The 26,218-nt window shown below is 74.7% G+C and carries 7 protein-coding genes; all 7 read left to right on the plus strand.

What is annotated here, in order from left to right; all coding sequences use genetic code 11:
- The first annotated feature begins 13 nt into the window (after positions 1-13).
- The 7 genes from ACQPZO_RS05555 to ACQPZO_RS05585 are packed head-to-tail and all read left to right on the plus strand — an operon-like array spanning position 14 to position 26,190.
- Positions 14-5,470: an SDR family NAD(P)-dependent oxidoreductase gene (locus ACQPZO_RS05555; RefSeq protein WP_433347633.1), complete on the plus strand. Its 5,457-nt coding sequence runs from the start codon at positions 14-16 to the stop codon at positions 5,468-5,470.
- Complete coding sequence (locus tag ACQPZO_RS05560; protein WP_433347635.1) at positions 5,467-11,853, plus strand: AMP-binding protein; 6,387 nt, start codon at positions 5,467-5,469, stop codon at positions 11,851-11,853. The genes ACQPZO_RS05555 and ACQPZO_RS05560 overlap by 4 nt, the downstream gene beginning before the upstream one ends.
- Positions 11,850-18,476 (plus strand): amino acid adenylation domain-containing protein, encoded by a 6,627-nt coding sequence (locus ACQPZO_RS05565; RefSeq protein WP_433347637.1) that lies wholly within the window; start codon positions 11,850-11,852, stop codon positions 18,474-18,476. Before ACQPZO_RS05560 ends, ACQPZO_RS05565 begins: the two co-directional genes overlap by 4 nt.
- A complete protein-coding gene (locus ACQPZO_RS05570) occupies positions 18,473-22,921 on the plus strand; it encodes a condensation domain-containing protein (RefSeq protein ID WP_433347639.1) in 4,449 nt (1,482 codons plus the stop codon). Before ACQPZO_RS05565 ends, ACQPZO_RS05570 begins: the two co-directional genes overlap by 4 nt.
- The gene (locus ACQPZO_RS05575) at positions 22,908-23,123 is read left to right on the plus strand and encodes an MbtH family protein (protein WP_091621624.1); all 216 of its coding nucleotides are present in this window, start codon (positions 22,908-22,910) and stop codon (positions 23,121-23,123) included. The genes ACQPZO_RS05570 and ACQPZO_RS05575 overlap by 14 nt, the downstream gene beginning before the upstream one ends.
- A complete protein-coding gene (locus tag ACQPZO_RS05580) occupies positions 23,120-25,438 on the plus strand; it encodes a lantibiotic dehydratase (protein ID WP_433347642.1) in 2,319 nt (772 codons plus the stop codon). Before ACQPZO_RS05575 ends, ACQPZO_RS05580 begins: the two co-directional genes overlap by 4 nt.
- Positions 25,435-26,190, plus strand: a complete 756-nt coding sequence (locus ACQPZO_RS05585; protein ID WP_433347644.1) for a thioesterase II family protein — start codon at positions 25,435-25,437, stop codon at positions 26,188-26,190. Before ACQPZO_RS05580 ends, ACQPZO_RS05585 begins: the two co-directional genes overlap by 4 nt.
- Positions 26,191-26,218: the final 28 nt, after the last annotated feature.

The following is a 26,218-nucleotide window of genomic DNA, read 5'->3' on the forward strand; positions in this document are numbered from 1 at the left end:
TGGCCAGACAGACATGACACAGCAGGGCGAGATTGCGATCGTCGGGATGGCCGCCCGGGTTCCCGGCGCGGACAACGTCGAGACCTTCTGGAGCAACATCCTCGACGGCCACGAGGCGATGGCCGTCACCGACGACGAGGTCGCGCGCCTGCGGGGCGTCAAGGAGTCGACTCTGGTTCGCCCCGAGTACCGGCGGGTCTACGCCGGCGCCGCCGACCTCGACCTGTTCGACGCCGACTTCTTCGGCCTCAGTCCGCGGGAAGCCGCCCTGGCCGACCCGCAGTTCCGCCTCTTCCTGGAGCTGGCCCACTCCAGCCTGACCGCGGGCGGGCACGACCCGGCGGGCGACCTCGGCCGGGTCGGCGTGTACGGGGGCAGCGCGGCCAGCGACTATCGCGAGGACTACATCGAGGCCAACCCGACGGTGGCCGACGCGGCCGGCGGGATGAGCATCCGCATCGGCAACAGCCCGGACTACATCGCCCCCCTGGTGTCGTACAAGCTCGGTTTCCAGGGGCCGAGCCTGTCCGTGTACACCGCCTGCTCCACCTCCCTGGTCGCCGTGCACCTCGGGGTGCAGGCCCTGCTCCTCGGCGAGATCGACGTGGCCGTGGCCGGGGGCGTCCAGGTGGACCTCCCCCTGGACGTGGGCTACGTGTACGAGGCCGGGGGAATCCGCTCCGCCGACGGCCATGTCCGCCCGTTCTCCGCCGACGCCTCCGGCACCATCTTCTCCAACGGTGGAGCGGTGGTGGTGCTCAAGCGGCTGGCTGACGCGCAGGCCGCCGGGGACCTCATCCACGGAGTCCTGCTCGGCTCGGCGATCACCAACGACGGCAACCTGCGGGCCGGGTTCGCCGCGCCCGGCGTGGACGGGCAGATCAAGGTGGTCCGCGCCGCCCTGGAACGCGCGGGGCTGACCGCCCGGGCGATCGGGCTGATGGAGGCCCACGGCACCGGCACGGTGGTCGGCGACCCGATCGAGGTGGACGCGCTGACCCAGGCGTACCGGGCGGACACCGACGAGGCCAGCTACTGCGCGCTGGGGTCGGTGAAGGGCAACGTCGGACATCTCGGAGCGGCCGCCGGGGTGGCCGGACTGATCAAGGCGACCCTGGCGGTCCGGGAGGGAATCATCCCGCCGACGATCAACTGGGCCCCGGTGAACCCCGCCATCACCCTGGACGACAGCCCGTTCCGGCTGGCCACCGAGCCTCAGCCGTGGACCGGTGAGGCCCGGCGGGTCGCCGCGGTCAGCTCGTTCGGCATCGGCGGGACCAACGCGCACGTCCTCGTGGCTCCGGCACCGGAGCCCGAGCAGCGGCCCGATCCGGTCGGGCCGCACCTGCTCACCCTCTCCGCCCGCACACCGGAGGCGCTCGCCACCGTCGCGGACCGGCTCGCGGCACACCTGGAGACCGCCGACGTCCGCCTCGACGACCTCGAGTTCACCCTGCACGAGGGGCGCACGGCGCACCCGGTACGACGGGCGGTGGCGGCCCGGTCGACGACGGAGGCGGTGGACCGGCTGCGGGCCGCCGGCTCCCACCCGGCCGTCCCGGTCACCGGTCACCGCGAGGTCGCCTTCCTCCTGCCCGGACAGGGCGCCCAACACCCCGGGACGGGGCGCGGGCTGTACGCGGCCGAGCCCGCGTACCGGGAAGCGGTCGACGCCTGCAGCGACCTGCTCGTACCCCTGCTCGGCCTGGACCTGCGCACCCTCCTGCACGCCGACCCGACCGACGACGCGGCGCAGGCAGCCCTGGCCCAGACCGCCGTCACCCAGCCGGCCATCTTCACCCTGGAGTGGGCGTTGGCCGCCCTGTGGAAGGCCCGGGGAGTCGTACCGGCCGCGCTGATCGGGCACAGCGTCGGTGAGCTCACCGCCGCCGCCATCTCCGGGGTCTTCTCCCTGGAGGACGCGCTGCGCGTGGTGGCAGCCCGGGGTCGGCTCATGCAGTCCGTCGCCCCGGGCGCGATGCTCGCCCTGCCGGTCGGCGTCGAAGCCGCGGCCGACCTGCTCCCGCCGGACCTGGAGATCGCCGCCGACAACTCCCCGTCGGCCTGCGTGGTCAGCGGCACCGAGGAGGCGGTGGCCCGGTTCGCCGCCGAGCTGGAGGACATCGGGATCACCGGCACCCCGCTGCGCACCTCGCACGCCTTCCACTCGCGGATGATGGAGCCGATCCTCGACGAGTACGCCGCCGTGGTCGCCGCGACCCGGCTCGCCGCACCCACCGTGCCGTTCCTGTCCAACGTCACCGGCGACTGGGCCGACCCGGAGCAGGTCACCCAGCCTGGCTACTGGGTCACGCACCTGCGCCAGCCGGTCCGGTTCCGGGCCTCGGCCGCCCAGCTGATCCGCCGGGGAAACCCGTTCCTGCTGGAGGTCGGCCCGGGACGCGCGCTCGGTGCGTTCGCCCGACAGACCGCGATCGCGCAGGGCATGACCCCGCAGTGGGCCGGCAGCCTGCCGACCGTGCGGGAGGGTACCGACGAGCGGGACCACATCCTGGCGACCACCGGGGCGTTGTGGGCCGCCGGGGTGCCGGTCGACCTGGCCGCCGTCCGCACCGGGCCGGCGCCCCGCCGGGTCGAGCTGCCCGGGTACCCGTACGAGCGACGGCGGCACTGGGTCGACCCCGACCCGACCGCCCGGACCGTGGTGGCCGAGACCGAGCAGATCCCGAACGAACCGCTGCAGACCCCGTTCTACGTGCCGGTCTGGACCCAGGCGCCGCGCACCGCCGGAGCCGCGGACGTCTTCGGCGAGCACTGGCTGGTCCTCGGGACCGACCCGACGTTCACCGCCGAGGTCGCCGCCGCGGCCCTCGCGCACGGCGCCAGTGTGACCCGGCTCGACGCGGGGCCGGCGTTGATCGAGGACTTCGGCGTCTTCGAGGCCGACCCGGAGGACCCGACCCAGATCCGGGCGGTCATCGAGCAGCTGTGGGACAGCGGCCAGGCACCCGACCGGGTGGTCGTCGGCTACGACGTGCCGGGCCCGGAGGGGCACCCGACCGGCACCGACCCGACCCCGGCGCACCAGTCGTACCGGCGGGCCGCCGTCCTGGCCTGCGCCCTGCTCGACGTGGTCCGCGACCCGGTGGAGCTGGTCGTGGTCACCAGCCGGCTGTTCTCCGTGGCCGGTGAGGAGGCGGTGCCGTTCAGCGCGACCGCACTGGGCCCGTTCCGGGCGCTGCCGCGGGAGGCCTCGCTGGTGACGGTACGTCACATCGACCTGGACGGGATCGGCCCGGCGCGGGTGCGCGCGACCCGACTCGTCGACGAGATCCGGCATCCCGCCGACGAGGTGGTCGCGGTGCGCGGGCACCGTCGGGCGATCAGGTCGTACGCCACCCTGCGACACGGGCCGGTCCACCGGTCCGCCCTGCGCCCCGGCGGGGTCTACGTCATCACCGGTGGTCTCGGCGGCCTCGGCGTCACCATCGCCGAGTCGCTGGCCGAGACGGAACAGGCCCGGCTGGTCCTGGTCGGCCGGACCGGCCTGCCGGAGCGGGCCCGGTGGGCGGAGCTGTCCGAGGCTGCGGGGACCGACGAGACGGTGCGCCAACGGATCGAGGCGGTGCAGCGGATGGAGCGCCTCGGCGCCCAGGTGCGGGTGGTCGCCGCCGACATCACCGATCCCGACGCCCTGGCCGCGGTGCTGGGGGAGACCGTGGCGGAGTTCGGTGCCGTGCACGGCATCGTGCACGCCGCCGGGCTGGCCGGTGGGCAGTTGCTCGCCCTGCACGACGAGCAGAACGCGGCGAGGGTCCTGCGTCCGAAGGTGGACGCGGTCCTGGCGCTGTACGACCAACTCACCACCGAGAAGTATCCGGAGCTGGACTTCGTCGCGCTGTGCTCGTCCATCATCGCGGTCACCTCCGGGTACGGCCTGTGTGACTACGCCGCGGCGAACCTGTTCATGGACGCGTTCGCGAACTCGGTGGCCGACCGGCCGGGCCGTCCCCGGGTCGTCTCCATGAACTGGGTCGGCTGGCGCGAGGTCGGCATGGTGGCCGACCAGGGCGCATCCCAGGGGGTGCAGGCACTGCGGGCGATCAGCCAGGGCGGTCGGACGGAACCCCTCGCCCATCCGTTCCTGCAGTCGGTCACCGTGAAGGCGGACGGCACCCACCGGTACCAGGGGATGCTCACCCCGGACGGACACCGGGCCCTCATGGAGCACCGGATCGCCGGCGCGGCGGTGGTTCCGGCGACGATGCTCCTGGAGTCCGTCCGTGCGGCGGCCCACCACGCCCTGGGCGAGGTGCCGGTGCGGATCCAGGACCTCCTCTTCAGCGACCCGATCGTGGTCACCGGTCCACTCACCCTGACCCTGTCGTTCGCGCCGGAGCGAGCCGCCGAGGGCGCCCCGTTCGAGATCACGGTCGGCGCGGACGGGGCGGGCCCCCGGACGGTGCACTGCCAGGGCGTGCTGCGGACGATCGACAAACTGGCCGGTGAGACGGTCGACCTGGACCGGGTCCGGGCCGCGCTGCCGGCCGTCGACGCCCGACGGCAGTCCTCCGGGATGGTGGCCTTCGGCCCGTACTTCGACGTGGTCCGGGAGTACTTCCGCGACGGGGACACCGGGCTCGCCCGGCTCGTGGCCGATGACGCCGACCCCCGGCTCTGGTTGCATCCGGCCCTGCTGGACCAGGCCGCCCACGGCCTGTCCGGCGCGGCGGCGAGCTACCTGCCGTTCTCGTACGCGGGGGTGCGGGTGTACGCGCCGATCCCGGCCGAGGCATGGGTGCTGCAGACGCACCGCCAAGACCCGGACCGACCCGAGTTCATCGAGGTCGACGAGGTCATCGTCGACCGCGACGGGCGGGTCTGCGTGATGGTGGACAGCTACATCCTGCGAGCCCAGACCGCGGCGGGAACGGCCTCCGCCGCCGCCGACGCGTCACCGACCCGCCCGGCGGCGGTGGCCGGTGGGCCGACCGGGTCGTCGTCGGGTGACTCCCTGATGCTGATCAGCAGCGAGCAGGGGATCGAGCTGTTCCGCCGGATGCTCGCGGTGCCGGACCAGCCACAGCTGATCACCTCGGTGGGTCCGCTGCAGAAGCGGATCGACGAGATGCGGGCCTTCTCCGCCGACGCGGTCACGACCCACCAGGACACCACGGCCGGCGCGGGCACCGCCCGCGCGGAGAACCTCGGCGGGTACGTCCCGCCGGAGACCGACGTGGAGAGCGCCATCGCCGAACTGTGGGCGCAGGCGCTCGGCATCGCCCCGATCGGCCTCGACGACGAGTTCCTCGTCCTCGGCGGCTCGTCGTTGACGGCGGTCCAGCTGTCCTCGCGGACCCGCGAGCGGTTCGGCATCCAACTGTCCGTCGCCGAACTGTTCGAGCACTCGACGGTGCGTCGGCTCGCGGTCCTCGTGGACAACCGGCTCGACGCCCTGTTGGACAGGCTCGTCGACCAGGCCGCCGGCTCCGGGGACGGTTGGGCGTGAGCGGGGACCGGCCCACCCGGGCGGAGCTGCGGGCCCAGATCCTCGCCGGACGCCGGTCGTTCATGGCGCCAGCCCCGTCGCGGCCGACGCCGCTCTCCGAGTACCCGGACCTGTTGCCGATGACGGAGGCGCAGCGGCGGCTCTGGTTCGCCGACCGGCTGGCCGGACCGCTGCCGGTCTTCACGCTCAGTACGGAGATCGAGGTCTGGCCGGACCGGGACGTGATCGTGGCGGCCTGCCGCACCCTGGTCGACCAGCATGCCGCCCTGCGCAGTGCCGTCGTGGTCGAGGCGGGGGTGCCCTCGATCCGGCTGCGTCCCGCCGCCGACTTCCCGGTGTCCTACGTCGATCTGGGCGGCCTCTCGGCGGTGGCGGCGCAGGCCGAGCTGGCCCGGCACCGTGCCCGGGCCGCCCGGTACCGGTTCGACCTGGAACACGAGCCGCTGATCCGCTTCACCCACCTGCGACTGCCGGACGGGAAGGGCCGTCTGCTGATCTCCGTGCACCACCTCACCTGCGACGGGCACTCCCTTTCCCTCCTGGCGGAGACGCTGAGCACGGGCCGGCCCACGTCGGAGCGGATGGACTACCCCGACTACGCGGTCTGGCGCGACTCGGTGGAGCAACGCGCCGCGCTCCGCGCGGAGGTCGACCGGGCGGTGGCGGCACTCGGCGACGCCCCTTACCCCGTACGGATCCCGGCCGACCTCGTCGAGGTCCCGGCCGACCCCGCGCCGGCCGGTGGGCCCGCGGCACCGCAGGTCGGTGCGCCGGCGGATGCCTTCGAGCACGACGTCGCGCTCCCGGCGGAGCTGCACGACGAGGTCCGGGCGGCCGCCCAGGCCCGCCGGACCACCGACACGGTGCTTCTCTTCGCCGCGTGGGCCCGGGTGGTGGCGGCCTGGACGGGCCGTACCGACCTTGTCCTGGGCATGCCGGTCTCGGTGCGCGACCACGAGGACGTGGCCCGGATAGTGGGGCTGTTCGTCAACACCGCTCTGGTCCGGGTCACTGTCGACCCGCTCGCTCCTGCCGGGGACACGGTGGCGGCCTGCGCGGCGGCGGTGGCGAGGGCCCTCGGGACCACCCAGGCACCCCTGGAGGCGGTCCGGCGGGGCGTCTACGGCCCGTCCGCCGGCCCGTCCGCAGGCCTCGGCGTGTGCTTCAACAAGTTCTCCGTCGACCCGCGTCTGATGGATCTCGTCCCGCGACCACCCTCTCCGGGGGCAGCCGAGATGCCGGTCGTACTGGAGATCGCCGACGACAGCCGGCGCTATCACACCAAACTCGTCTTCGACCCGACCCTGTACCGTCCCGCCACGATCGCCCGGCTGGCCCGGGCCTTCCACGCCCAGCTGGCCGAGTTGATCGGCTCGACCCCGCCCCCCGTCCCGTCCGACCTGGGCCGGTCTGCTCCGGACCTGCCCGGCCCCGGGACGTCCGACGTGGCGCCGACCAGCTCCGAACGGCCGGGGGCCGACCCCGCCGGGGGGTCGGAGCTGCTCGACGTCCTGCGCGGGCACGCGGCGGCCGACCCGACGCGCACGGCCGTCGACGGGGAGACCGGGACGCTGACCTGGCAGGAGCTGCGGGACGCGGTCGACGACCTCACCGGTCGGCTGCGGGCGGCCGGGGCGCGACCCGGCGACCGGGTGGTGGTGGACACCACGCGGGGCGTGCCGGCCCTGATCGGGCTGCTGGCGTGCCTGGCCGCCGACACGGTGTACGTGCCGCTGTCGCGGCGGCTGCCCGGTCCGCGCCGCGCCGCCGTCGCACAGCAGGCGGCGGCCACCTGGGAGATCACCGACGTGGACGGCGACGGGTCGACGGTTCGCCCGCTGCCGGGCCGGCCCGGCCCGGAGCTGCCGACCGCCCCCGGATACCTGATCTTCACCTCGGGGAGCACCGGGGTGCCGCGCGGCGTCCACGTCGCGACCGGCACCCTTCTCCGACACGCCCGGGGCATGGTCGAGCGGCTCGCCGTCCGCCCCGCCGACCGGTACCTCCAGTTCGCCGAGCACGGCTTCGACGCGGCCATCGAGCAGGTCGTCGTGCCACTCCTGGCCGGTGCCACCCTGGTCCTGCGCGGCGAGCAGCCGTGGGACCCCACCCACTTCGGTCGGATCTCCCGGCGGACCGAGGTGACCGTGGCGAACCTGCCCACGCCGTGGTTCGTCCAGTTCACGGGCGCACCGCAGGCGACCTGGGCGGACCTCGCCGGCAGCGCCCTGCGCATCGTCCTGGCCGGCGGGGACGCCCTCACCCCCGAGGCGGTCGCCCGGTGGGCGGCGTCGGCCCCGCGACGCATCGCCCTGCTCAACGCGTACGGTCCGACGGAGTCGGTGATCACCGCGACGGTCGGCACGGTGGCTGTGACCGCGGGCGGTGCGGTGCCGGCGTACCCGTCGATCGGCGCGGCCGTACCCGGCCACGAGGTCCTCGTCGTCGACGCCCGGCTCGACCCGGTCGCCCCCGGGGAGGTCGGGGAGCTGCTCGCCGGAGGGCCGCTCGCCACCGGCTACCTCGCCGATCCCCGGGCGACCGCGTTGGCCTTCGTTCCGCACCTGACGCGACCGGGGGAACGGCTGTACCGGACCGGCGACCTGGTCCGCCACTCGCCGGCCGACGGCGGACTGGAGTTCCTGCGTCGTGCCGACGACCAGGTGAAGGTCCGGGGGGTCCGGATCGAGCTCGGGGACGTCGAGGCCGCGTTGCGCGCCCACCCCGACGTCGCCGAGGCGGTGGCCACGGTCACCGACGGCCCGGACCGGCACTTCGTGGGTTGGGTGGTGCTCCGCCCGGGCCGCGCCGTCGGTGAGGCCGAGCTGCGTACCGCGGCGGCCGGCCGGCTGCCGCAGGTCGGCGCGCCCCGCCGGGTGCACGTCCTGGACCACCTGCCCAGGAGCGCCGGGGAGAAACCCGACCGTCAGGCGCTGCGGGAGCGCACCACCGATCCGGCCGCGCCCGCCTCCTCCGGCTCCGCCGCTCCCGCGCCCGCCTCCGCTGTCTTCGCCCCCGCACCCGCCGGTGGCGGCGCCGCGCTGGTGGCCGCCCTGGCCGGGGAGCTGCTGGCCACCACCGTCGAGGTGGACAGCGACTTCTTCGCCTGCGGCGGGGACTCGCTGAGCGCGGCGCAGCTCGCCGCCCGGTGCGCCGAGGCATTCCACCGCGACGTCGACCTGGCCACGGTCTTCGCCAATCCGACGCCGGACCGGCTGGCCGCGGCGATCGGCGCGCTGCCGGAGGTCGGGCCGGACGACACCGGCGACGGCCCGCCGGTGCCCCGCCGGCCACAGCCGGGCGACCGGACGGCACTGACCCCCACCCAGCAGCGGTTCTGGTTCGCCGCCCGGCTCCAGGGCCCGGCCGCCCAGGTCGTGCCGATCCCGTTGCGTCTGGCCGGCCCGCTCGACGTGGACGCGCTGCGCGCCGCCCTGACCGCGCTGCTCGAACGGCACGGAGTGCTCCGTAGCCGGATCGTCGGGTGGGGCGACGGGGTTCGCGCCGAGGTGCACGGCGTCGACGAGGACGCCCTCGCCGGTCACCTCGCCCTCCGGACCGCCCGGGACACGGCCGGCGCCGACCGGGCCGTGGCCGCGGAGATCCGGCGGTCGTTCGACCTGCGGGAGTCGTGGTTCCGGCCGTACCTGACCGTGCTCGACGACGGTGAGCACGTCCTGCACCTGGCGGTGCACCACATCGCGGTGGACGGCGACTCGGTCGGCATCCTGGTCCGGGAACTCCTCGACAACTATCAGCGCGCCCGGCGGGGCGAGCCGGTCCAGCGGGACCCGGTGATCCAGTACCCGGACGCCGCCTGGGCGCAGGCGGGGACCCGGCGGGCGGCCGACCGGCTGCCCGACGCCGTACGGGCGCTGGCCGGCACGGTCGACCTCGACCTGTCGGCCGCCGGCCCGGACCCGGGGGACGCGGCGGCCCGGCGGCTCACGGTGCCGGTCGACGCGTATCGCGCCGACGCGGTGGCCCGGCGCCACGGCGTCACCCCGTACTCGGTGGTGATGGCCGCCTGGCAGCGGGCGCTGGCCCGGTGGAGCGGCTCCACCGGCTTCGCCGTCGGGCTGCCGGTGTCGCTGCGCGACGCGACGGGCGCCGGCATCCCGGGACCGTTCCTCAACACGGCAGCCGTCCGTGCCGTGCCGGCCGGCGGCACCCGTGCCGAGCACCTCGCCCGGGTGCAGGAGAGCCTGACCGCGGCGTACGCGTACCGGTTCGTGCCCTTCGACCGGGTGACGGCGCTCGCCGACCGGCGGCCGGACCGGGCCGTCCCGGTGTTCCGGACGATGGTGGGCTGGGAGCAGGGCCACGAGGCCGCGACCGTGGATGGGCTGCGGGTGGACTGGTTCGAGCCGACCTCGCTCGGCCTGCCGGCGCCGCTGGTGCTCACCGTCACCGCCAACGGTCGGGCGCACACCCTGGCCGTCCGGTTCGACTCCGGCCAGGTCGGCCGGCGTCGGGCCGCCGACCTGGTGGACCTGCTGGTGGCGGAGCTGGGCGACGACCCGGGCGACGAGACCCACGTCGGGTCGGCCGGCGCCCCGGCCGGGGCGGTCGACCGGTTGGCCGACCGGGTGGCGCGGCAGCCGGGCGGGCCGGCCGTCGTGCAGGGCGAGCGGGTGTACGACTTCGCGGAGCTGGACCGGCAGGTGAGCGCGGTGGCGGCCGGGCTGCGGGCATCGGGTGTCGAACGCGGCGACCGGGTGCTGGTGTCGCTGGCGACCCGGCTGGACACGCTGGTCGTGGCGTACGCGCTGTGGCGGCTCGGCGCGGTGTACGTGCCGCTCGGCCCCACCCCACCGGTGGACCGGGTGCGCCGGATCGCCTCGGTCAGCGCCGCCGGATGGTTGGTCGCCGACCGGGACACCGGCGACGTCCCCGCCACGGACGGCGGGGCGGTGCTGACCCGGATCGCCTGGCCGTTCGGTGCCCCCGCCGACCCGTCGGACCACGGGCCCACCGAGCCGTCCGGCTACCGTCCGCTGCCATCCGAGGCGGCGTACATCATCCACACGTCCGGTTCGACCGGGCAGCCGAAGGGCGTCGTGGTGGAGCACGGCCAGCTCGCCGCATTCCTCGCCGCCTTCGACGCCTTCGGCCCATGGGCGGGAGCGCGGTGCCTGGTCGGGCTCGCCGCGCCCACCTTCGACGCGAGCGTGCTGGAACTGTGCTGGCCGGCCCTGCGCGGCGGCCCGGTCGTCTACCCGACCGAGTCGGTCACCTTCGACCCGGCCTCGGTGGTACGGGCGTTCGCCACCGTACGGGGACATGGCTGGCCCGCCGCGGCCTTCGCCACCCCCAGCCTCTGGCAGGAGGTGCTCCGCCTGGACCCCGACGCCGTACGCGATGTCGCCGTCGGCACCGGTGGCGAGCCGGTGTCGGCCGATCTCCTGTCCGCGCTGCACGCGGCCGGCGCCCGGCCGAGCGTGTTCTACGGCCCGGCCGAGACGACGATCATCTGCGCCGGTGTCCAGGCCGATGCCGAACCCGGATCGGCGCTGGTCGGTGTGGCCCTCACGCCGACCCGGCTGTACGTCCTGGCCGACGACGCCCGCCCGGCCACCGAGGGCGAGGCGTACGTGGCCGGGCCCCTGGTCGCCCGGGGTTACATCGACGCCCCGCGGGACACCGCCCTGCGGTTCGTGCCCGACCCGGAGGGCACCGGGGCCCGGATGTACCGCACCGGTGACCGGGTTCGTCGCCGTGCCGACGGCGTTCTGATCTTCCTCGGGCGCCGCGACGACCAGGTGAAGGTGCGCGGGGTACGGATCGAACTGGGGGAGGTGCAGGCGTGCCTGACCGCCCACCCCGGGATCGAGGCGGCGGCGGTCGTCCTCGTCGGCGAGGGTGGCACGGCGCGGCTGGCCGCCGCCGTGGTCGCCCGCGATCCGGCCGCCGAACCCGACGACCTGGCCGTCCAGGTGCGGTCCTGGGCCGAGTCCCGGCTCGTCCCGCAGGCCGTGCCGGTCGTCGTGCCGGTCCCGGCCCTGCCGGTGTCGGAGCACGGCAAGATCGACCGACAGGCGTTGCTGGCCCGGCTCGGGGGCGACGACGCCGAGCCCGACCGGACCGCCGTCCTGGGCGACGACCCGGTCGTCCGGCTGGTCGCCGCGGTGTGGCAGGCGCACCTGCACGCCCCGGTCCCGTCGGCCACCACCGACTTCTTCGAGGCCGGTGGACACTCGATCGCGCTCCTGCACGTGGTGGAGACCATCGAGCGCATCTTCAGCATCGACTTCCCGATCGCGCGGGCGTTCGAGGTACGGACGGTCACGGCGATGGCGGACGAGATCCGGGCCATCGCCGGCGACAGCGCCGGGCCGACAGCGGGCATCGCGCTGGAGGTATTCGGAGGCAGCCCGCAATGACGTTGCAACTCAACGATCCGGAGCGGATGGCCGAGTTCCAGCGCCGGTTGGCCGCCGCCGGGCTCACGCCCGCGCCGGCGGTGGCGGAGCGGGCCCCCGGCACCGGGGCGGGCGCTGACCGGCGGGCGTTGCAGCCCAGCGAGGCCGGGCTGTGGTTCCTCGACCGGCTGCACCCGGGCAGCCCCGAGTACATCGTCGCCGCCGCCGTCGCCATCCGGGGCGACCTGGACCCGGGTCGGCTCGCCGCCGTGTTCGCCGGGCTCGTCGCCCGACACCCCACGCTGCGCACCCGGTTCGCCGACAACGACGGCACGGCGTACGCCGAGACGATGCCGCAGGCGCACCCACCGGCTCCGGTCGTCGAGACCCCGCCGGACCTGGACACCTGGTTGTCCGCCGCGGCGGCGGAACCGTTCGATCTGCGGACCGCCCCGCTGGCGCGGCTGCGGTTGGCCGGTGACGGCACCCGTACCGTCGCGCTGCTGACCGCCCACCACATCGTGGTCGACGGCGCCGCGCTGGACACCCTGCTCACCGAGCTGTTCGCCGGGTACGCGGGCGCTCCGCAGCACCCCGCGCCGGTCGCGCCCCGCCCACGCCCGCCGATGCCCCGGTCGCCCGAGAGCGCGGCCTGGTGGCGGGCCAGCCTGGACGGGGTCGAGCCGGTGGACCCGCCCACGATCGGCGCCCGCCCGGCCGGTCCCCGCCGGGGCCAGCGCGTCGGCCACCGCCTCGACACCGACCTGAACGAGGGGATCGACGCCCTCGTCCGGCGGTACGGGGTGACCCGGCCGGCGGTTTTCGCCGCCGCGTACCGGCTCGTCCTGCGGGCTTTGTACAGCCACGACGACATCCTCGTCGGCCTCCCGGTCAGCCTCCGCGCCAAGCAGGACGCCGGGGAACTGGGCAACTTCGTCAACCTGGTCTGCCTGCGCAACCCGACCCGGGCGACGACCACCGTCGCCGACCTGCTGCGTGCCGAGCAGCGGGCGCTGATCCAGGCGATCGCCCACCGGGACACCCCGTTCGACGAGGTGGCCGATCACCTCGCCGGAGGGGTCCGGGGCGGCGACCGAACGCTGGTCCGGGCGGTGTTCAGCCACCACCGCACCCAGGAGCGGGAGGCGACCCGGGTGGCCGGGCTGGTGGTGGAACGGCTCGACGTCGACCTGGGCACCGCGAAGTTCGACCTGACCCTGCAGGTGGAGGACGTCGGGGCCGGCTCCCGGCTGTGGCTGGAGCACGACGTCGCGGCGTACCCCGACGACGTCGCCCGCTCCCTGCTGGACAGCTACCGGCGGGCGCTGACCGCGGTGGTGGCCCGGCCGCAGGCCGCCCTGTCGGCGGTTCTCCTCGACGACCGCCGCCCGGCCGTCGCCCCCGGGTGGACCGGACGAGGGAACCGGGGCGTGGTCGGCTGGTTCGAGGAGACCGCCGCCCGCCACCCCGGCCGGATCGCGGTCGCCGACGGGACCACCTACGGCGAACTGGACGCCTGGGCGGACCGGATCGCGGCCCGGCTGCGCCCGGCCGGCCCGGACGCCCCGCCGGTCGCCATCCTCACCGGTCGGAACCCGGGGATGCTCGCCGCCATCCTCGCGGCGGCGAAGTCGGGCCGCACCTACGTCCCGCTGGACGCCGAGCACCCCCGGGGCCGGATCCGCCAGATCCTCGACCAGGCGGGCGTCGACACCGTGATCGCCGATGCGAGCAGCTCCGAGGTGCCGACCGGCCGGCAGGTCGTGGACGTCGACGACTGCCGGCGGGCACCGCGACCGGACACCGCACCGGATCGGGCGCCGATCCCGTGGTCCGCCCCGCTGTACCGGATCTACACCTCCGGCTCGACCGGCGCCCCGAAGGGCGTCGCCGTCACCCACGCCAACCTCGGCTCCCTGATCGACGGGGCGCGGGACCTGCTCGACCTGCGCCCCGACGACCGGTGGAGCGTGTTCCACTCGGTCGCGTTCGACTTCTCGGTGTGGGAGATCTGGGCGCCGCTGGTCGACGGCGCCACCGTCGTCCTGGTCGACCGGGACACCGCCCGGACGCCGCAGCGCTTCCTCCGGCTGCTCCACGACGAACGGGTCACCGTCGTCAACCAGACGCCGACCGCGTTCGGGTCGCTGACCCAGGCCGTCACCGAGGACGGTCCCGGGACGCCGGACTCGCTGAGGCTGGTGGTGTTCGGCGGTGAGGCGTTGCGGCCGGCCACCCTGGCGGGCTGGTTCGAACGCCTCGGTGACCGGACCCCCCGCATGGTCAACATGTACGGCATCACCGAGACCACCGTGCACGTGACGTGGCGGGACATCACCCGCGACGACATCGGCGTCGCGAGCCCGATCGGCAGGCCGCTGCCCACCCTCGCCACGGTGGTGGTCGACGCCGACCTCAACCGCCAGCCCGTCGGGTTCGCCGGGGAACTCATGGTCGCGGGAGCCGGGGTGAGCCTCGGGTACGCCGGCTCACCGGCCCGTACCGCCCTGCGGTTCGTCCCCGACCTCACCGGTGGCGGTGGCCGGATGTACCGCACCGGCGACCGGGTCCGGGAGCGTGCCGACGGCGACCTCGACTACCTCGGACGCGTCGACGAGCAGCTCAAGGTGCGCGGATTCCGGATCGAACCCGCCGAGGTCGAGCACGCCCTGCTCGCCCACCCGGACGTGACGGACGCCGCCGTGACAGCCGCCCAGGTCGGGCGTGCCGGCGTCGGGTTGATCGGCTTCGTGCAGGCCGGCCCGGCGGCCGACCCGGATCAGATCCGTGCCTTCGTCGCCGTCCGGCTCCCCGACCACATGGTTCCCCGGGTGCACCGGCTCGACCGGCTGCCCCGCACCGTCAACGGCAAGCTCGACCGGCGGGCCCTGCTGGCCCTGGCCGCGGAACTGGCCCCCCAGCGGTCCGGCCCGGCCGACGGCGGGCACCCCGTAGACGACCGGGAACGGGCGGCGGTCGCGGTCTGGCAGGACCTCCTCGGCGTCGCCGACGTCCGGGTGACCGACAACTTCTTCGCCCTCGGCGGGGACTCGATCCTGGCGGTCCAGGCGGCCACGGCGATGTCCGCCCGGGGACTGCCGGTCACCGTCGCCGACATCTTCGACCACCAGTCGATCCGGGACGTGATCGCGGCCGTCCCCGGCACGACGGTGGCGGAGCCGACGGAGGCCCCGACCACGCCGGTGGCCCCGGTCGGCCGGGCGGACCACCGGCACCTGCTCGCCCCCGGCGACGCCGACCGGCTGCCCGCCGGGGTGCAGGACGCGTACCCGCTGACCCTGCTGCAGCAGGGGATGCTCTTTCACCAACTGGAACAGAACAGCTACCTGAACGTCACCACCACCCTGGTGCGGTGCGCCGTCTTCGACGGTGAGCTGCTGCGGCAGGCGTTCGACCGGGTCGTCCAGCGGCACCCGGTGCTGCGCAGCGGATTCGACCTCGCCACCTGTTCCGAGCCGCTGCAACTGGTCTGGCGGCACGTCGGCGTCGACCTGCCCGTGGTCGACTGGCGGGACCGGGACGACGCCGAGGTCCAACGGGGCCTGCGGGACTGGATGGCCGAGCAGCGCCGCCAGCCGTTCGACTTGACCCGCCCGCCCCTGGTCCGGTTCACCGCCCACCGCGTTTCCGACACGGAGTTCTGGTTCAGCGCGGTGGAGTGCCACGCCATCCTGGACGGCTGGAGCTTCACCTCCACCCTCACCGAGGTCCTGGAGGAGTACGACCGGGTGTGCGCCGCCGCCCGGGACAACCGGCCACTCGCCCGGCTCGTCCCGCCGCCGGACTCGTTCGGCGACCACGTCTGGCGGGAGCGGCGCACCCTGGCCGACCCGGCGGCGGTCGAGCTGTTCCGGGACGTCATCGCCCGGGCCCGGCCGGTGCGGATCCCGACCCGGACCGAGGGCGGCGCTCCCGGACACCGGCAGCGGGCCCTGCTGCCGCTCGCCCCCGAGGTGCAACGCGGGCTGGAGGCGGCGACGGTCCGGCTGCGCCTGCCGATGAAGAGCCTGCTGCTGGCGGCGCACGCGGTGGTGATGTCCGTCCTGTCCAACGCGGACGCGGTCACCCTGGGGATGGTGACCAACGGCCGGCCGGAGACGGCCGGCAGCACCCAGACCCGGGGCCTGTACCTGAACACCCTGCCGCTGACCGTCGGCGTCGGTGGGCGCACCCTCGCCGACCTGGCCCGGGCCTGCCTGGCCGAGGAGAGCCGGCTGCTGCGCTTCCGTACCTATCCGGGAGTGGCGACGGAACTGGCGTTCGGCCGGCAGCAGCTGATGACGACCGCGTTCAACTACACCCGGTTCCACGCGATGAAGCGGGTGAGCAGCGGCGGCGACGTCCGCCGGGTGGGGCACCTGGAGGAGGAGGCCCCCACCAACTACCCCCTGTACGTGTCGTTCGACCACGGTGCCGCCGACGACAGCGACCACCTGGTCCTCATCCTGATGGCCTCCCCGCGGCACTTCACCGACGCCGCCGTGGAGTCCCTGCTCTCCTGCTACCGCGCCGTGCTCACCGCGATGGCCGCCGACCCGAGCCTGCCGGTGACCGACGTGGCGTGGTCGACGGGGAACACCCCGACCGCCACCCCGGCACCGGATCCGGGCACCCTCCCGGGGCTGCACGAGACCGTCATCGACCGGGCGGCCCGCTGGCCGGACCAGATGGCGGTGCGCGACGCCGGTGGCGCCGTGCTCACGTACCGGCAACTGGCCGACGCGGTCGGGCGGGCCGCCGGTGGGCTGCGGGCGGCCGGCGTCGGGCGGGGCGACACCGTCGGGGTCTGCCTGCCGCGCGACCACCGGTTGGTGGTGACCATCCTCGCGGTCCTCAGCGTCGGCGCGGTGTACGTCCCGGTCGACCCCGACCTGCCGGCGGCCCGCCAGCGGGTGATCCGCGACCGGGCGTCCCTGCGGTACGTGGTCGCGGCCACCCCCACCCGGCCGCACCTGGCCCCGGAGATCCCGGTCCTCGACGTCGACGACCTGGCGGCGCACCCCACGCCGGCCGGGCCTCCGGTCGCCACGCACCCGGGGGAACTGGCGTACCTGATGTTCACCTCCGGGTCGACCGGGGAGCCGAAGGGCGTCATGATCCCGCACGGCGCGTTGACCGCGTTCGACGGCGCGATCGGCGACCGGTACGGCCCGGGGGCGGTGATGCTGGCCGCCACCAACGCGTCGTTCGACATCTCCGTCGCGGAACTGCTGATCCCGCTGGCCCACGGCGCCGGGGTGGTGGTCTTCGACCGGGGCGGGCGCTTCGACCCGGACGAGTTCGCCACGGTGGTGCGTCGTGCCGGGGTGACCATGGTCCAGGCCACGCCCTCGCTCTGGACCGAACTGCTCGACGGGGACGCCGACCTGCGCGGGATCGAGGCGTGGACCGGCGGCGAGGCGTTGACCGCCCGGCTGGGGCGGTCGCTGCTGGGCCGGGCCGGGGCGGTGCACAACTGGTACGGGCCGACCGAGACCACCATCTGGTCCACCGTCCACCCGGTGACCCCGGACGACCTTGACCCGGCGGTGGTGCCGGTCGGTCGGGCGCTGCCCGGTGAGGCCGCCCACGTCATCGGGGCGGGGCTGCGGCAGGTGCCCGACGAGATGGTCGGTGAGGTCTTCATCGGCGGCGCCGGACTGGCCCGTGGCTACCTCGGCGACCCGGCGCGGACCGCCCTGCGGTTCGTCCCCGACCCGTTCGGGGCGCCGGGATCGCGGATGTACCGCACCGGGGACCGGGCCCACCGGCGGGCCGACGGGGTGCTCCACTTCGCCGGTCGCGTCGACGACCAGGTCAAGCTCAACGGGTACCGGATCGAACCGGGAGAGATCGAGGCGGTGCTGGCCGGGCTCGCCGAGGTCGCCCGGGTGGCGGTCGCGGTACGACACGGCCAACTCGTGGCGTTCGTCGTCCCGAGGCAGGACGAGATCGACCTCGCCGCCCTGCGGGGACGGCTGCGGGACCTGCTCCCGGGTCACCTGGTGCCCCGCCTGGTCCGTGCCGACGACCTGCCGTTGAACGCCAACGGCAAGGTCGACCGGGGGCGGTTGCCGGACGTGGTGTTCACCCAGGACGTGTCGACGGCGGAGTTCGTCGCGGCGTCCAGCGCCGCCGAACGGACCCTGGCCGACGTGTGGCGGGAGGTCCTCGGCGCTGACCGGATCGGCGTCCACGACAACTTCCTCGACCTCGGTGGGGACTCGATCACCGCGTTGCGGACGGTCGCCCGGGTCAAGGCGCGGGGACTTCAGGTCGCGGTCGCCGACATGCTCGGCCCGCAGACCCTGGCGGAGGTGGCTGCGGGGGCGACCACGGTTGCCACGCCCGCCGAGTCGGCGGCCGGGCCTGACGGGCCCGGCCCGGCCGACGACGGACGGGCCGGATCGGCTGGGTCGGACGTCCCGACCGGTTCGGACCCGGCGGACCGATCCGCCCGGGCCGGCGGCGGGGTGCACCCGAACGCCGGCGGGATCGTCGAACCGGCCGGCGAGCCGGAGCGGGCGGCCCACCCCGCCGCGTCGCTCGACGGCGTCGACGTCAGCCTGGCTGGCCTCGACGAGGAGACCGCCCGTGCCCTGATCGCGCGGCTGAGCAGCAACGGAGAGGAGCGTTCCCGATGAGCGGCCCGAGCCTGGTTGAGGCGATCTACCCGCTGACCCCGCTACAGGAGGGGATGCTTCTGGAGTCCCTCGACGCCGGAGACGCCCGTGCGTACCTGAGCCAGGTCCGCTACACCCTGCGCGGGGCGGTGGACGCCGATGCGCTGCGGTCGGCGTGGACCGCGGTCGCCGCCAAGCATCAGGCGCTGCGGGCCTGCGTGGCGTACACCGGGCTGACCGCCCCGGTGCAGGCCGTGTACCGGCAGCCGTTCGACCTGCTCGAGGTCGTCGACGGGGTGCACGACGACGAGGCCCTCGACGAGCACCTCCGGCGGGACCTGGACGCCGGGTTCGACCTGGAACGTGCGCCCCTGCACCGGGTGCGACTTCTCGAACGCGCCGACGGCACGTGGGAGATGGTGTGGACCTCTCACCACATCATGATCGACGGCTGGTCCATCCCGATCGTGGTCAGCGACGTCTTCGTCGCGTACGGCCAACGGTGCGCCGGGGCCCCGATCGATCTCCTCCCGACCGCCGACTACCGCGACTACCTGCGGTGGACCGCCGGGCGGGACCGGGGGCAGGTGCTGGAACACTGGCGGCGGGCGCTGCGGGGGTTCACCGAGCCGACGCCCCTGCCGGCGCCGGCGCCCGGTGCGGTCGACCGGGGCCGCCAGGTCCTCGTAGCGACCCTGCCGGCCGTGGAGTCGACCCGGCTCGTCCAGCGGGCCAAGCAGGAACGGGTCACCCTCAACACCCTGATCCAGGCCGCCTGGACGGTCGTCCTGGCCCGGTTCAGCGGCCGCGACGACGTGCTGTTCGGCGCCACCGTCTCCGGCCGGCCGGCGGCCGTGCACGGGGCGGAGACGATGGTCGGCCTGTTCATCAACACCCTCCCGGTACGGGCCCGGCTGCCCCGACGGGTGCCGGTGGCGACCTGGTTGCAGGACCTCCAGCGGCGCTTCCTGGCCAGCCGGGAGTACGAGGAGGCGTCGCTGCGCGACATCCGGTCGGTGGCCGAGGTGCCCCGGCACCGGAGCCTCTTCGAGACCATCGTGGTGGTCGAGAACTATCCGCTGATCACCGACGAACGGTTCGGTGACCGGCGCCCTCCGGTGGACATCGTCGCGGCCACCTCCCGGGAGGAACTCGCCCACCCGCTCGTGCTCAGCGTGGCGGGCGGGGCGGAGACGGTGGTCGAGCTGTTCTACGACGACGCCAAGGTCTCGGCTCCGGCGGCCCAGGCGATGCTCGACGGGTTCGTCGCGGTCCTCCGGGCGCTGGCCGACGGCAGCGCGTCCGGGGTGGCCGACCTGCTGGCGGCGGTGCCGGCGGCTCCTTCGCTGACCGGCGGGTCGCCGGCTGTCGCGGAGCCGCCGCTGGTGCCGGCGGTGCTCCGGGCCATGGCGGCGGCGTCCCCCGACGCGGTGGCCGTGGTCGACGGTCCCCGCCGGGTGAGCTACGCGGCGCTGCTCCACGCCGCCGACCGGGGGGCCGGTCGGCTGCGCCGGCACGGTGTCGTCCCCGGCGGGACGGTCGCCCTGCTCGCCGATCGTGGCGTCGACCGGGTCGCGGCGACCCTGGCGGTGTGGTTCGCCGGGGGCCAGTTCGTGCCGCTGGATCCGGACTGGCCGGCAGCCCGGACCACCGCGCTGCTGGCCCAGGTCGACCTCACCGTGGTCCTCACCGACGATCCGGCCGGCGTGGCCACCGACGCCCCGGTGCTGTCCCTGACCGACCTCCTCGCGGACGCCGACAGCGTCGACGCCCAGGAGCCGGTGGAGGCGGGCCGCACCGACGCGGCGTACACGATCTTCACCTCGGGGACCACCGGGCGATCCAAGCCGGTCGTCATCGAGCACGGTGCCCTCGCCGCAGCGGTGGCGGGGTGGGAGACGGCCCACTCGTTCGCCGCCCGTACCCGCAACCACCTGCATCTGGCGAACCCGGCCTTCGACGTGGCGATCGGCGAGGTGCTCCGGGCGCTGTGCGCCGGCCGGACGGTGGTCGTGGCCTCCCGGGCCGCCGGGGAGGACCCGGCGGCGCTGCTCGACCTGATCCTCGACGAGCAGGTAGACGTCGTGGACATTCCGCCCAGCCTGCTGCGTCCCCTGATGGACGAGGTGGAGCTGTCCGGGCAGCGCCTCGACCAGCTCAGCACCGTCCTGATCGGCGGGGAGTCCTGGTTCGCCCGCGACTACGTCCGCCTTGCCGAGGTCGCCGGCGCGCGGACCCGGGTGGTCAACGCGTACGGCATCACCGAGACCAGCATCGACAGCGCGTACGCGGTCCTGGGCACCGTCGCCGGCCAGGCCGAGACGCTCTGGCTGGACGCCACGTACCCGGGGGTGGACGCGCTCCTCGTGGACGGGACCGGCAGGCCGGCCCCGGTGGGGGCCCGGGGCGAGGTGTGGCTCAGCGGCCCCACGCTCGCCCGCGGGTACGACCGGGATCCGGCCCGCACCGCCCTGCGGTTCGTCCCCGACGCCCGCCCCGGCCGCGCCGGCGCGCGGGCGTACCGCACCGGTGACCTGGGCACGATCGACGGACGGGGACGGCTGCACCTGCTCGGCCGGGTCGACGCGCAACTGTCGGTCAACGGGCACCGGATCGAGCCGCAGGAGGTGGAGGCGGCACTCCTCGTCCACCCCGATGTGGCCGGCGCCGCGGTCACGGTCCGCGACGGGCACCTGGTGGGGTTCGTGACCTCCCAGACCGCGACCCTGGACACCGAACAGGTACGGGCCCACCTGCGCGCACTGCTGCCGTCGTACGCCGTGCCGATGCTGGTCCAGATCGACGCCCTGCCGGTCACCGCGAACGGCAAGCTCGACCGCGCGGCGCTGCCGGCCACGGTGGACGGCCGTCCCACCGTCACCGGCCACGTCGAGCCGTCCACCCCGACGGAGCGGATCCTGGCCGAGGTGTGGCGGGAGGTCCTCGGGGTCGACGTGGTCGGTGTCCGGGACAACTTCTTCGACCTCGGCGGCGACTCGATCGCCGGGTTGCGGGTCAAGGGCCGGGCCGCCGGGCAGGGCATCGACCTGCAACCGCGCGACGTGTTCGCATACCAGACCGTGGCTGACCTGGCCGCCTACGTGGACGCCCGGGAGCCCGACGCGGCCGTGGCGACCTCGGTCCACGAGGGTGAAGTCCCGTTGCTGCCGATCCAGCGGCTGTTCCTGGACCACGCCGGCGTCGACCCGGCCCACTTCGACATGGCCCAGGGCATCCGGCTGGCCCAGGCCCTCGACCCGGACACCGTACGGGCGGCGCTGGAGGCCGTCGCCCGCCGGCACGGCGCCCTGCGGACCCGGTTCCGGCGCACCTCCGACGGATGGCGGCAGTGGGTCGAGGCGGCACCCGACCCGCTGGTGACCCTCCGGGTGGTGGACCTGCGGGGGCGTCCCGACGATCGGGCGGCCACCCACCGGTCGCTGCTCGCCGGCCACCGTTCCGGCCACGACCTGGCCGCCAGCCCGCTCTGGTCCTGCCTGGTGGTGCTCGACGACGAGGAGACCACCCTCTACTTCGCCGTGCATCACCTGGTCATGGACATCTACTCGTGGCGGTTGGTGATCCAGGACTTCCTCGGCAAATACACCGTCCTGGCCGCCGGCGAACCGCCCCGGGACACGCCGATGGCCGGCTACCCCGAGTACGCCGTCGCGGCGGCGGCGCAGACCAGGTCCCTGCGGGAGCTGGAGTCGGCCTGGCTGTCGACGATCGGCACTCCCCGTCCGGTCCCGACCACCGAGTCGGGCGGCGAGAACACCCTGGCCGGGGTCCGGAGCGTCGAGGGGGCGGTGTCCCCGACGGCCACCGACACGCTGCATCGGTTGCGCGCCGACGGCGGTACCGCCAGCCCGGTCCTGGTCACCCTGCTGGCCGTGTTCTCCCGCGCCTACAGCCGGTGGTCCGGGGAGGATCTGTACCTGTTCGTGGAGACCCACGGCCGGGACACCACCCTGGGCGGGGTGGACACCAGCGCCGCCGTCGGGTGGTTCACCGCGCTGTACCCCGCGACCGTGCCGTACCGGCCCACCGAGTCCTTTTCCGACACCTGGTGGCGGGTGCGCCGGCTGGTCGAGTCGGTGCCCCGCCCGGTGTCGTCGTTCGGGCTGCTCCGCGACGCCGAACCGCGGTCGGCGCTGGCCGATGTCCCGCTGCCACAGATCGCGCTGAACCACACCGGGACCATGTCGGCCGACGTCGACGGCTCCCACCGGCACGGGTTGAGCGTGGTGCCGGTGCCGTCGCTGATCGCCGACCCGACCACCCGCCGCGACCAGTTGATCGACGTGGAGACCGGCGTCGCGGACGGCCGGTTCCAGTTCGCCGTGAACTACAGCTCCGCGCACTTCGACCAGGCCGGCATCGAGAAGTTCGCCGCCCTGTTCAGCGAGGAGATGGAGAACCTGCCTGACCACATCGAGGAGGAGAAGACTCATGGCGCTGTTTGACGAGGACGACGACACCATCATCTACGCCGTCGTGGTCAACCACGAGGAGCAGTACTCCGTCTGGCCCGTCGACCGGGAGGTACCGGACGGCTGGCGCGAGGTCGGGGTGACCGGACGCGTCCGGGAGTGCCTCGACCACATCGAGAAGGTGTGGGTGGACATGCGCCCGCTCAGCCTCCGCCGAGCACTGGAACCACAGTGACGTTCCCGGCGACGAAGCGCACCGCCACCCAGCCCGCCGTGGCCGACCATGCCCCGCACGAACCGGCCGGCCCGCTGCCGTACGGGCCGGACTGGGCGCTCCTGCCGTCGGTCTTCGCCCGGGTGGCCGGCATGCCGATGGACTGGCTCCTCGTCGAGCCGGGGGCCGACCACGCCACCGCGCGGGCCGCCGGGGAACGGGCCCTGGCGGAGATCGTCCGGCAGCCGCTGTTCGCCGAGGCGTTGACCTGGCAGAACCGGGGCATGTTCCAGCAGGCGCGGCGCAACCTCGACTCCACGCGGCCGAAGCGACGCCGCGAGGCGCAGCGACGGCTCTGGGCGTACGCGGCCCGGTACTGCGCGAAGAACGACACCATCGGGTTCTTCGGGCCGATCGTCTGGGGCTCGGTCACCACCGGCGCCACCGACGTCGGCCCGGTGACCGGCCGGCTGCTCCGACGCGGGGTGTTCTTCGAGCACTGGGCGCTGCGGGCGGTGGCCGCCGCGATCGAGACCCGGCACGGCCTCGACCCGTGGACCATCCCGCGGCTGGCCGCCGGGGTGGCCGTCGTCGCCGACGGGGTGCTGCTGGCCGACAACGCCCCGATGCGGCTGGCCGCGCTGCCGCGCCGGGTCGTCGAGGTGTGCGACGGCACCCGGACCGTCGCCGACGTGGTGGACGAACTCGCCGACCACCCCGCGCCGGAGGTCAACGCCGCCCTGACCCGGCTGCGGGCGATGGGAGTCCTCACCGCCGGGCTGGTGGTGCCCCGGCGGGTCGACCCGGAGGCGCACCTGCGCGGCCAACTCGCCCGGGTCGCCGATCCGGGTCGCCGGGTGGCGGCGCAGGCGGACCTGGCCGAGTTGGTGGCGGCCCGGAACCGGGTCACCGACGCCGCCGGGGACGCCGACCGGCTCGCCGATGCCCTCGACGGCCTCGACCAGTCGTTCGTCGGGATCACCGGGCATGCCCCCCAGCGTGGTGCCGGCCGCTTCTACGCCGGGCGGGGAGTGGTCTACGAGGACTGCCTCGGCGACCTTCCGGTTCGCCTCGGCGCCGACGTGCTGGACCGGATCCGTCCCGCCCTGGAACTGTTGCTGTTCAGCGCGGCCTGGTTCACCCGGGCGGTGGCCCAGTCCTACGAGCGGTTCGTCGCGGACCTGATCACCGAGCGGGAGTCGACACCCGGCGCCGGGGTGCCGCTGTCGGAGGTCCTGACGGCGGTGGCTGGCACGACCGAGTGGGGTGCCGCGTCCCCGGCCGACGCCGTCGCGCAGCGGCTGCGCCGGACCTGGCACGCCCTCCTGGTCGCCGGAGCCGACCCGGGCCGGCGGCGGATCGGGCACGACGCGGCCGCCCTGCGTCCCCTGGTCGAGTCCGCCTTCGCCCACGACGTGGTGGGGTGGCGCGGCACCCGGCTGTACAGCCCCGACCTGATGATCGCCGCCCGGTCGGCGGCGGACCTGCGCGACGGGCGGTTCCTGGCTGTCCTCGGCGAACTTCACCCGGCCCACAACACCATGGACGTGTTGGCCGCCGACGCCTGGCACCCGGACCGCGACCGGTGGCACGAATGGCTGGACCGCAGCGCCCCCGCCGACCGGGTGACCCCGCTGTATCCGCTGGACCACGAGCAGATCAACTCGCGGACCGTCCCGCCGTCGGCCTACCTGTCGCCGTCCGCCACCTACCTGGGGCTGGGCTCCGGCGCGCCGTACCACCCCCGGAACGCCCGGCTGCTCCCGGTGTCGGCGCTGCGGGCGACCCGCGTCGGCGACCGGGTCGTCATCACCTCGTCGGTCGACCCGGAGTACGCCGGTGACGTGCCCACCGTCCTCGGTGAGCTGCTGGCCAACGCGGCGGCCACCCGGTTCGGGGTCCTGCCGGCCGCCGACCACCGCCCCCGGCTGTGCATCGACGACCTGGTGGTGCAGCGGGAGAGCTGGACGTTGTCCTACCCCGAGTTGCCCGGTTCGAAGCAGAGCGCCGACCGGGCGTACGGCGAACTGCGGGCCGTCGGCGCGGCCCGGGACATGCCCCGGCACGTGTTCGTCACCGTCGGCGGCGAGCGCAAGCCGTTCCACCTGGACTTCGACAATCCGCTGTCGGTGGAGGTGCTGCTCACGCACGTCCGGCGACAGCGGATCGCCGATCCGACGGGGCGGGCCACCTTCGTGGAGATGCTGCCCGCCCCCGATCAGCTCTGGCTGACCGACGGGACGGGTCGCCGGTACACCGCCGAGTTCCGGATCGCCTGCGTCGACCAGCGCACCGCCGGCGACGCACACCCCTCGTCCACCGGAGCGCAACGATGAGCGTCGCCCGTCTCGTCCCCCCGCCGGGTCCCGCCGACGATCGTCCGGTGCTGGTCGTCGTCCCGTACGCCGGCAGCGGCGTCGCGCCGTTCCGGGACTGGGGCGCCGACCTGGCGAGCCTGGCCACGGTCACCGCCGTCCTGCTCCCGGGCCGGGAGCGGCTGTTCGGCAAGCCGGCGCTGACTTCGATGACCGACATTCTGCGCGGGCTGACCCCTCAGGTCACCGCGCTGCGACCCCGGCCGGTGGTGCTGTTCGGGCACAGTCTGGGCGCGGCGGTCGCCTTCGGACTGGCCCGCGAGCTGTGCCGGGAGGGCGTCCCGCCGGCCGCCCTGATCGTCTCCGGAGCCGGTAGTCCCTGCCGCCGGGACCCCACCGACGTGATGCACCTGCTCAGCGACGAAGACCTGCTGCAACGCACCGTCGACTACGGCGGAATGCCCCCGGAGCTGCTGGCCAGCCGCGATCTGCTGGCCGTGTTCACCCCGATCCTGCGCGCCGACTACCAGGTCCTGGAGACCTGGGCCGTGGACCCGCTGCCGCCGCTGGACCTCCCGGTGACGGTGCTACGCGGGGTCAGCGACACCTCGGTCACCGACTACCAGGCCGACGGGTGGCGCACCCACACCGTCGCGCCGCCCGTCGAACGGTTCTTTCCCGGCGGGCACTTCTTCGTCCACACCGCCCGGGAGGAAGTGCTCCACACCGTCCGCGACGTGCTGGCCGCCGTGCCCCGCCGCGTCTACACCTGACCCGCGACACAACGATTAGGAGAAGTAC

It is taken from the genome of Micromonospora sp. CA-111912, from assembly GCF_050948415.1.
Classification (GTDB): domain Bacteria; phylum Actinomycetota; class Actinomycetes; order Mycobacteriales; family Micromonosporaceae; genus Micromonospora.

Bases quoted from the DNA above. Each gene is read 5' to 3' on its own strand.
- ACQPZO_RS05555 (WP_433347633.1), top strand. From the start codon at position 14: ATGACACAGCAGGGCGAGATTGCGATCGTCGGGATGGCCGCCCGGGTT.
- ACQPZO_RS05565 (WP_433347637.1), top strand. From the start codon at position 11,850: ATGACGTTGCAACTCAACGATCCGGAGCGGATGGCCGAGTTCCAGCGC.
- ACQPZO_RS05570 (WP_433347639.1), top strand. From the start codon at position 18,473: ATGAGCGGCCCGAGCCTGGTTGAGGCGATCTACCCGCTGACCCCGCTA.
- ACQPZO_RS05575 (WP_091621624.1), top strand. From the start codon at position 22,908: ATGGCGCTGTTTGACGAGGACGACGACACCATCATCTACGCCGTCGTG.
- ACQPZO_RS05585 (WP_433347644.1), top strand. From the start codon at position 25,435: ATGAGCGTCGCCCGTCTCGTCCCCCCGCCGGGTCCCGCCGACGATCGT.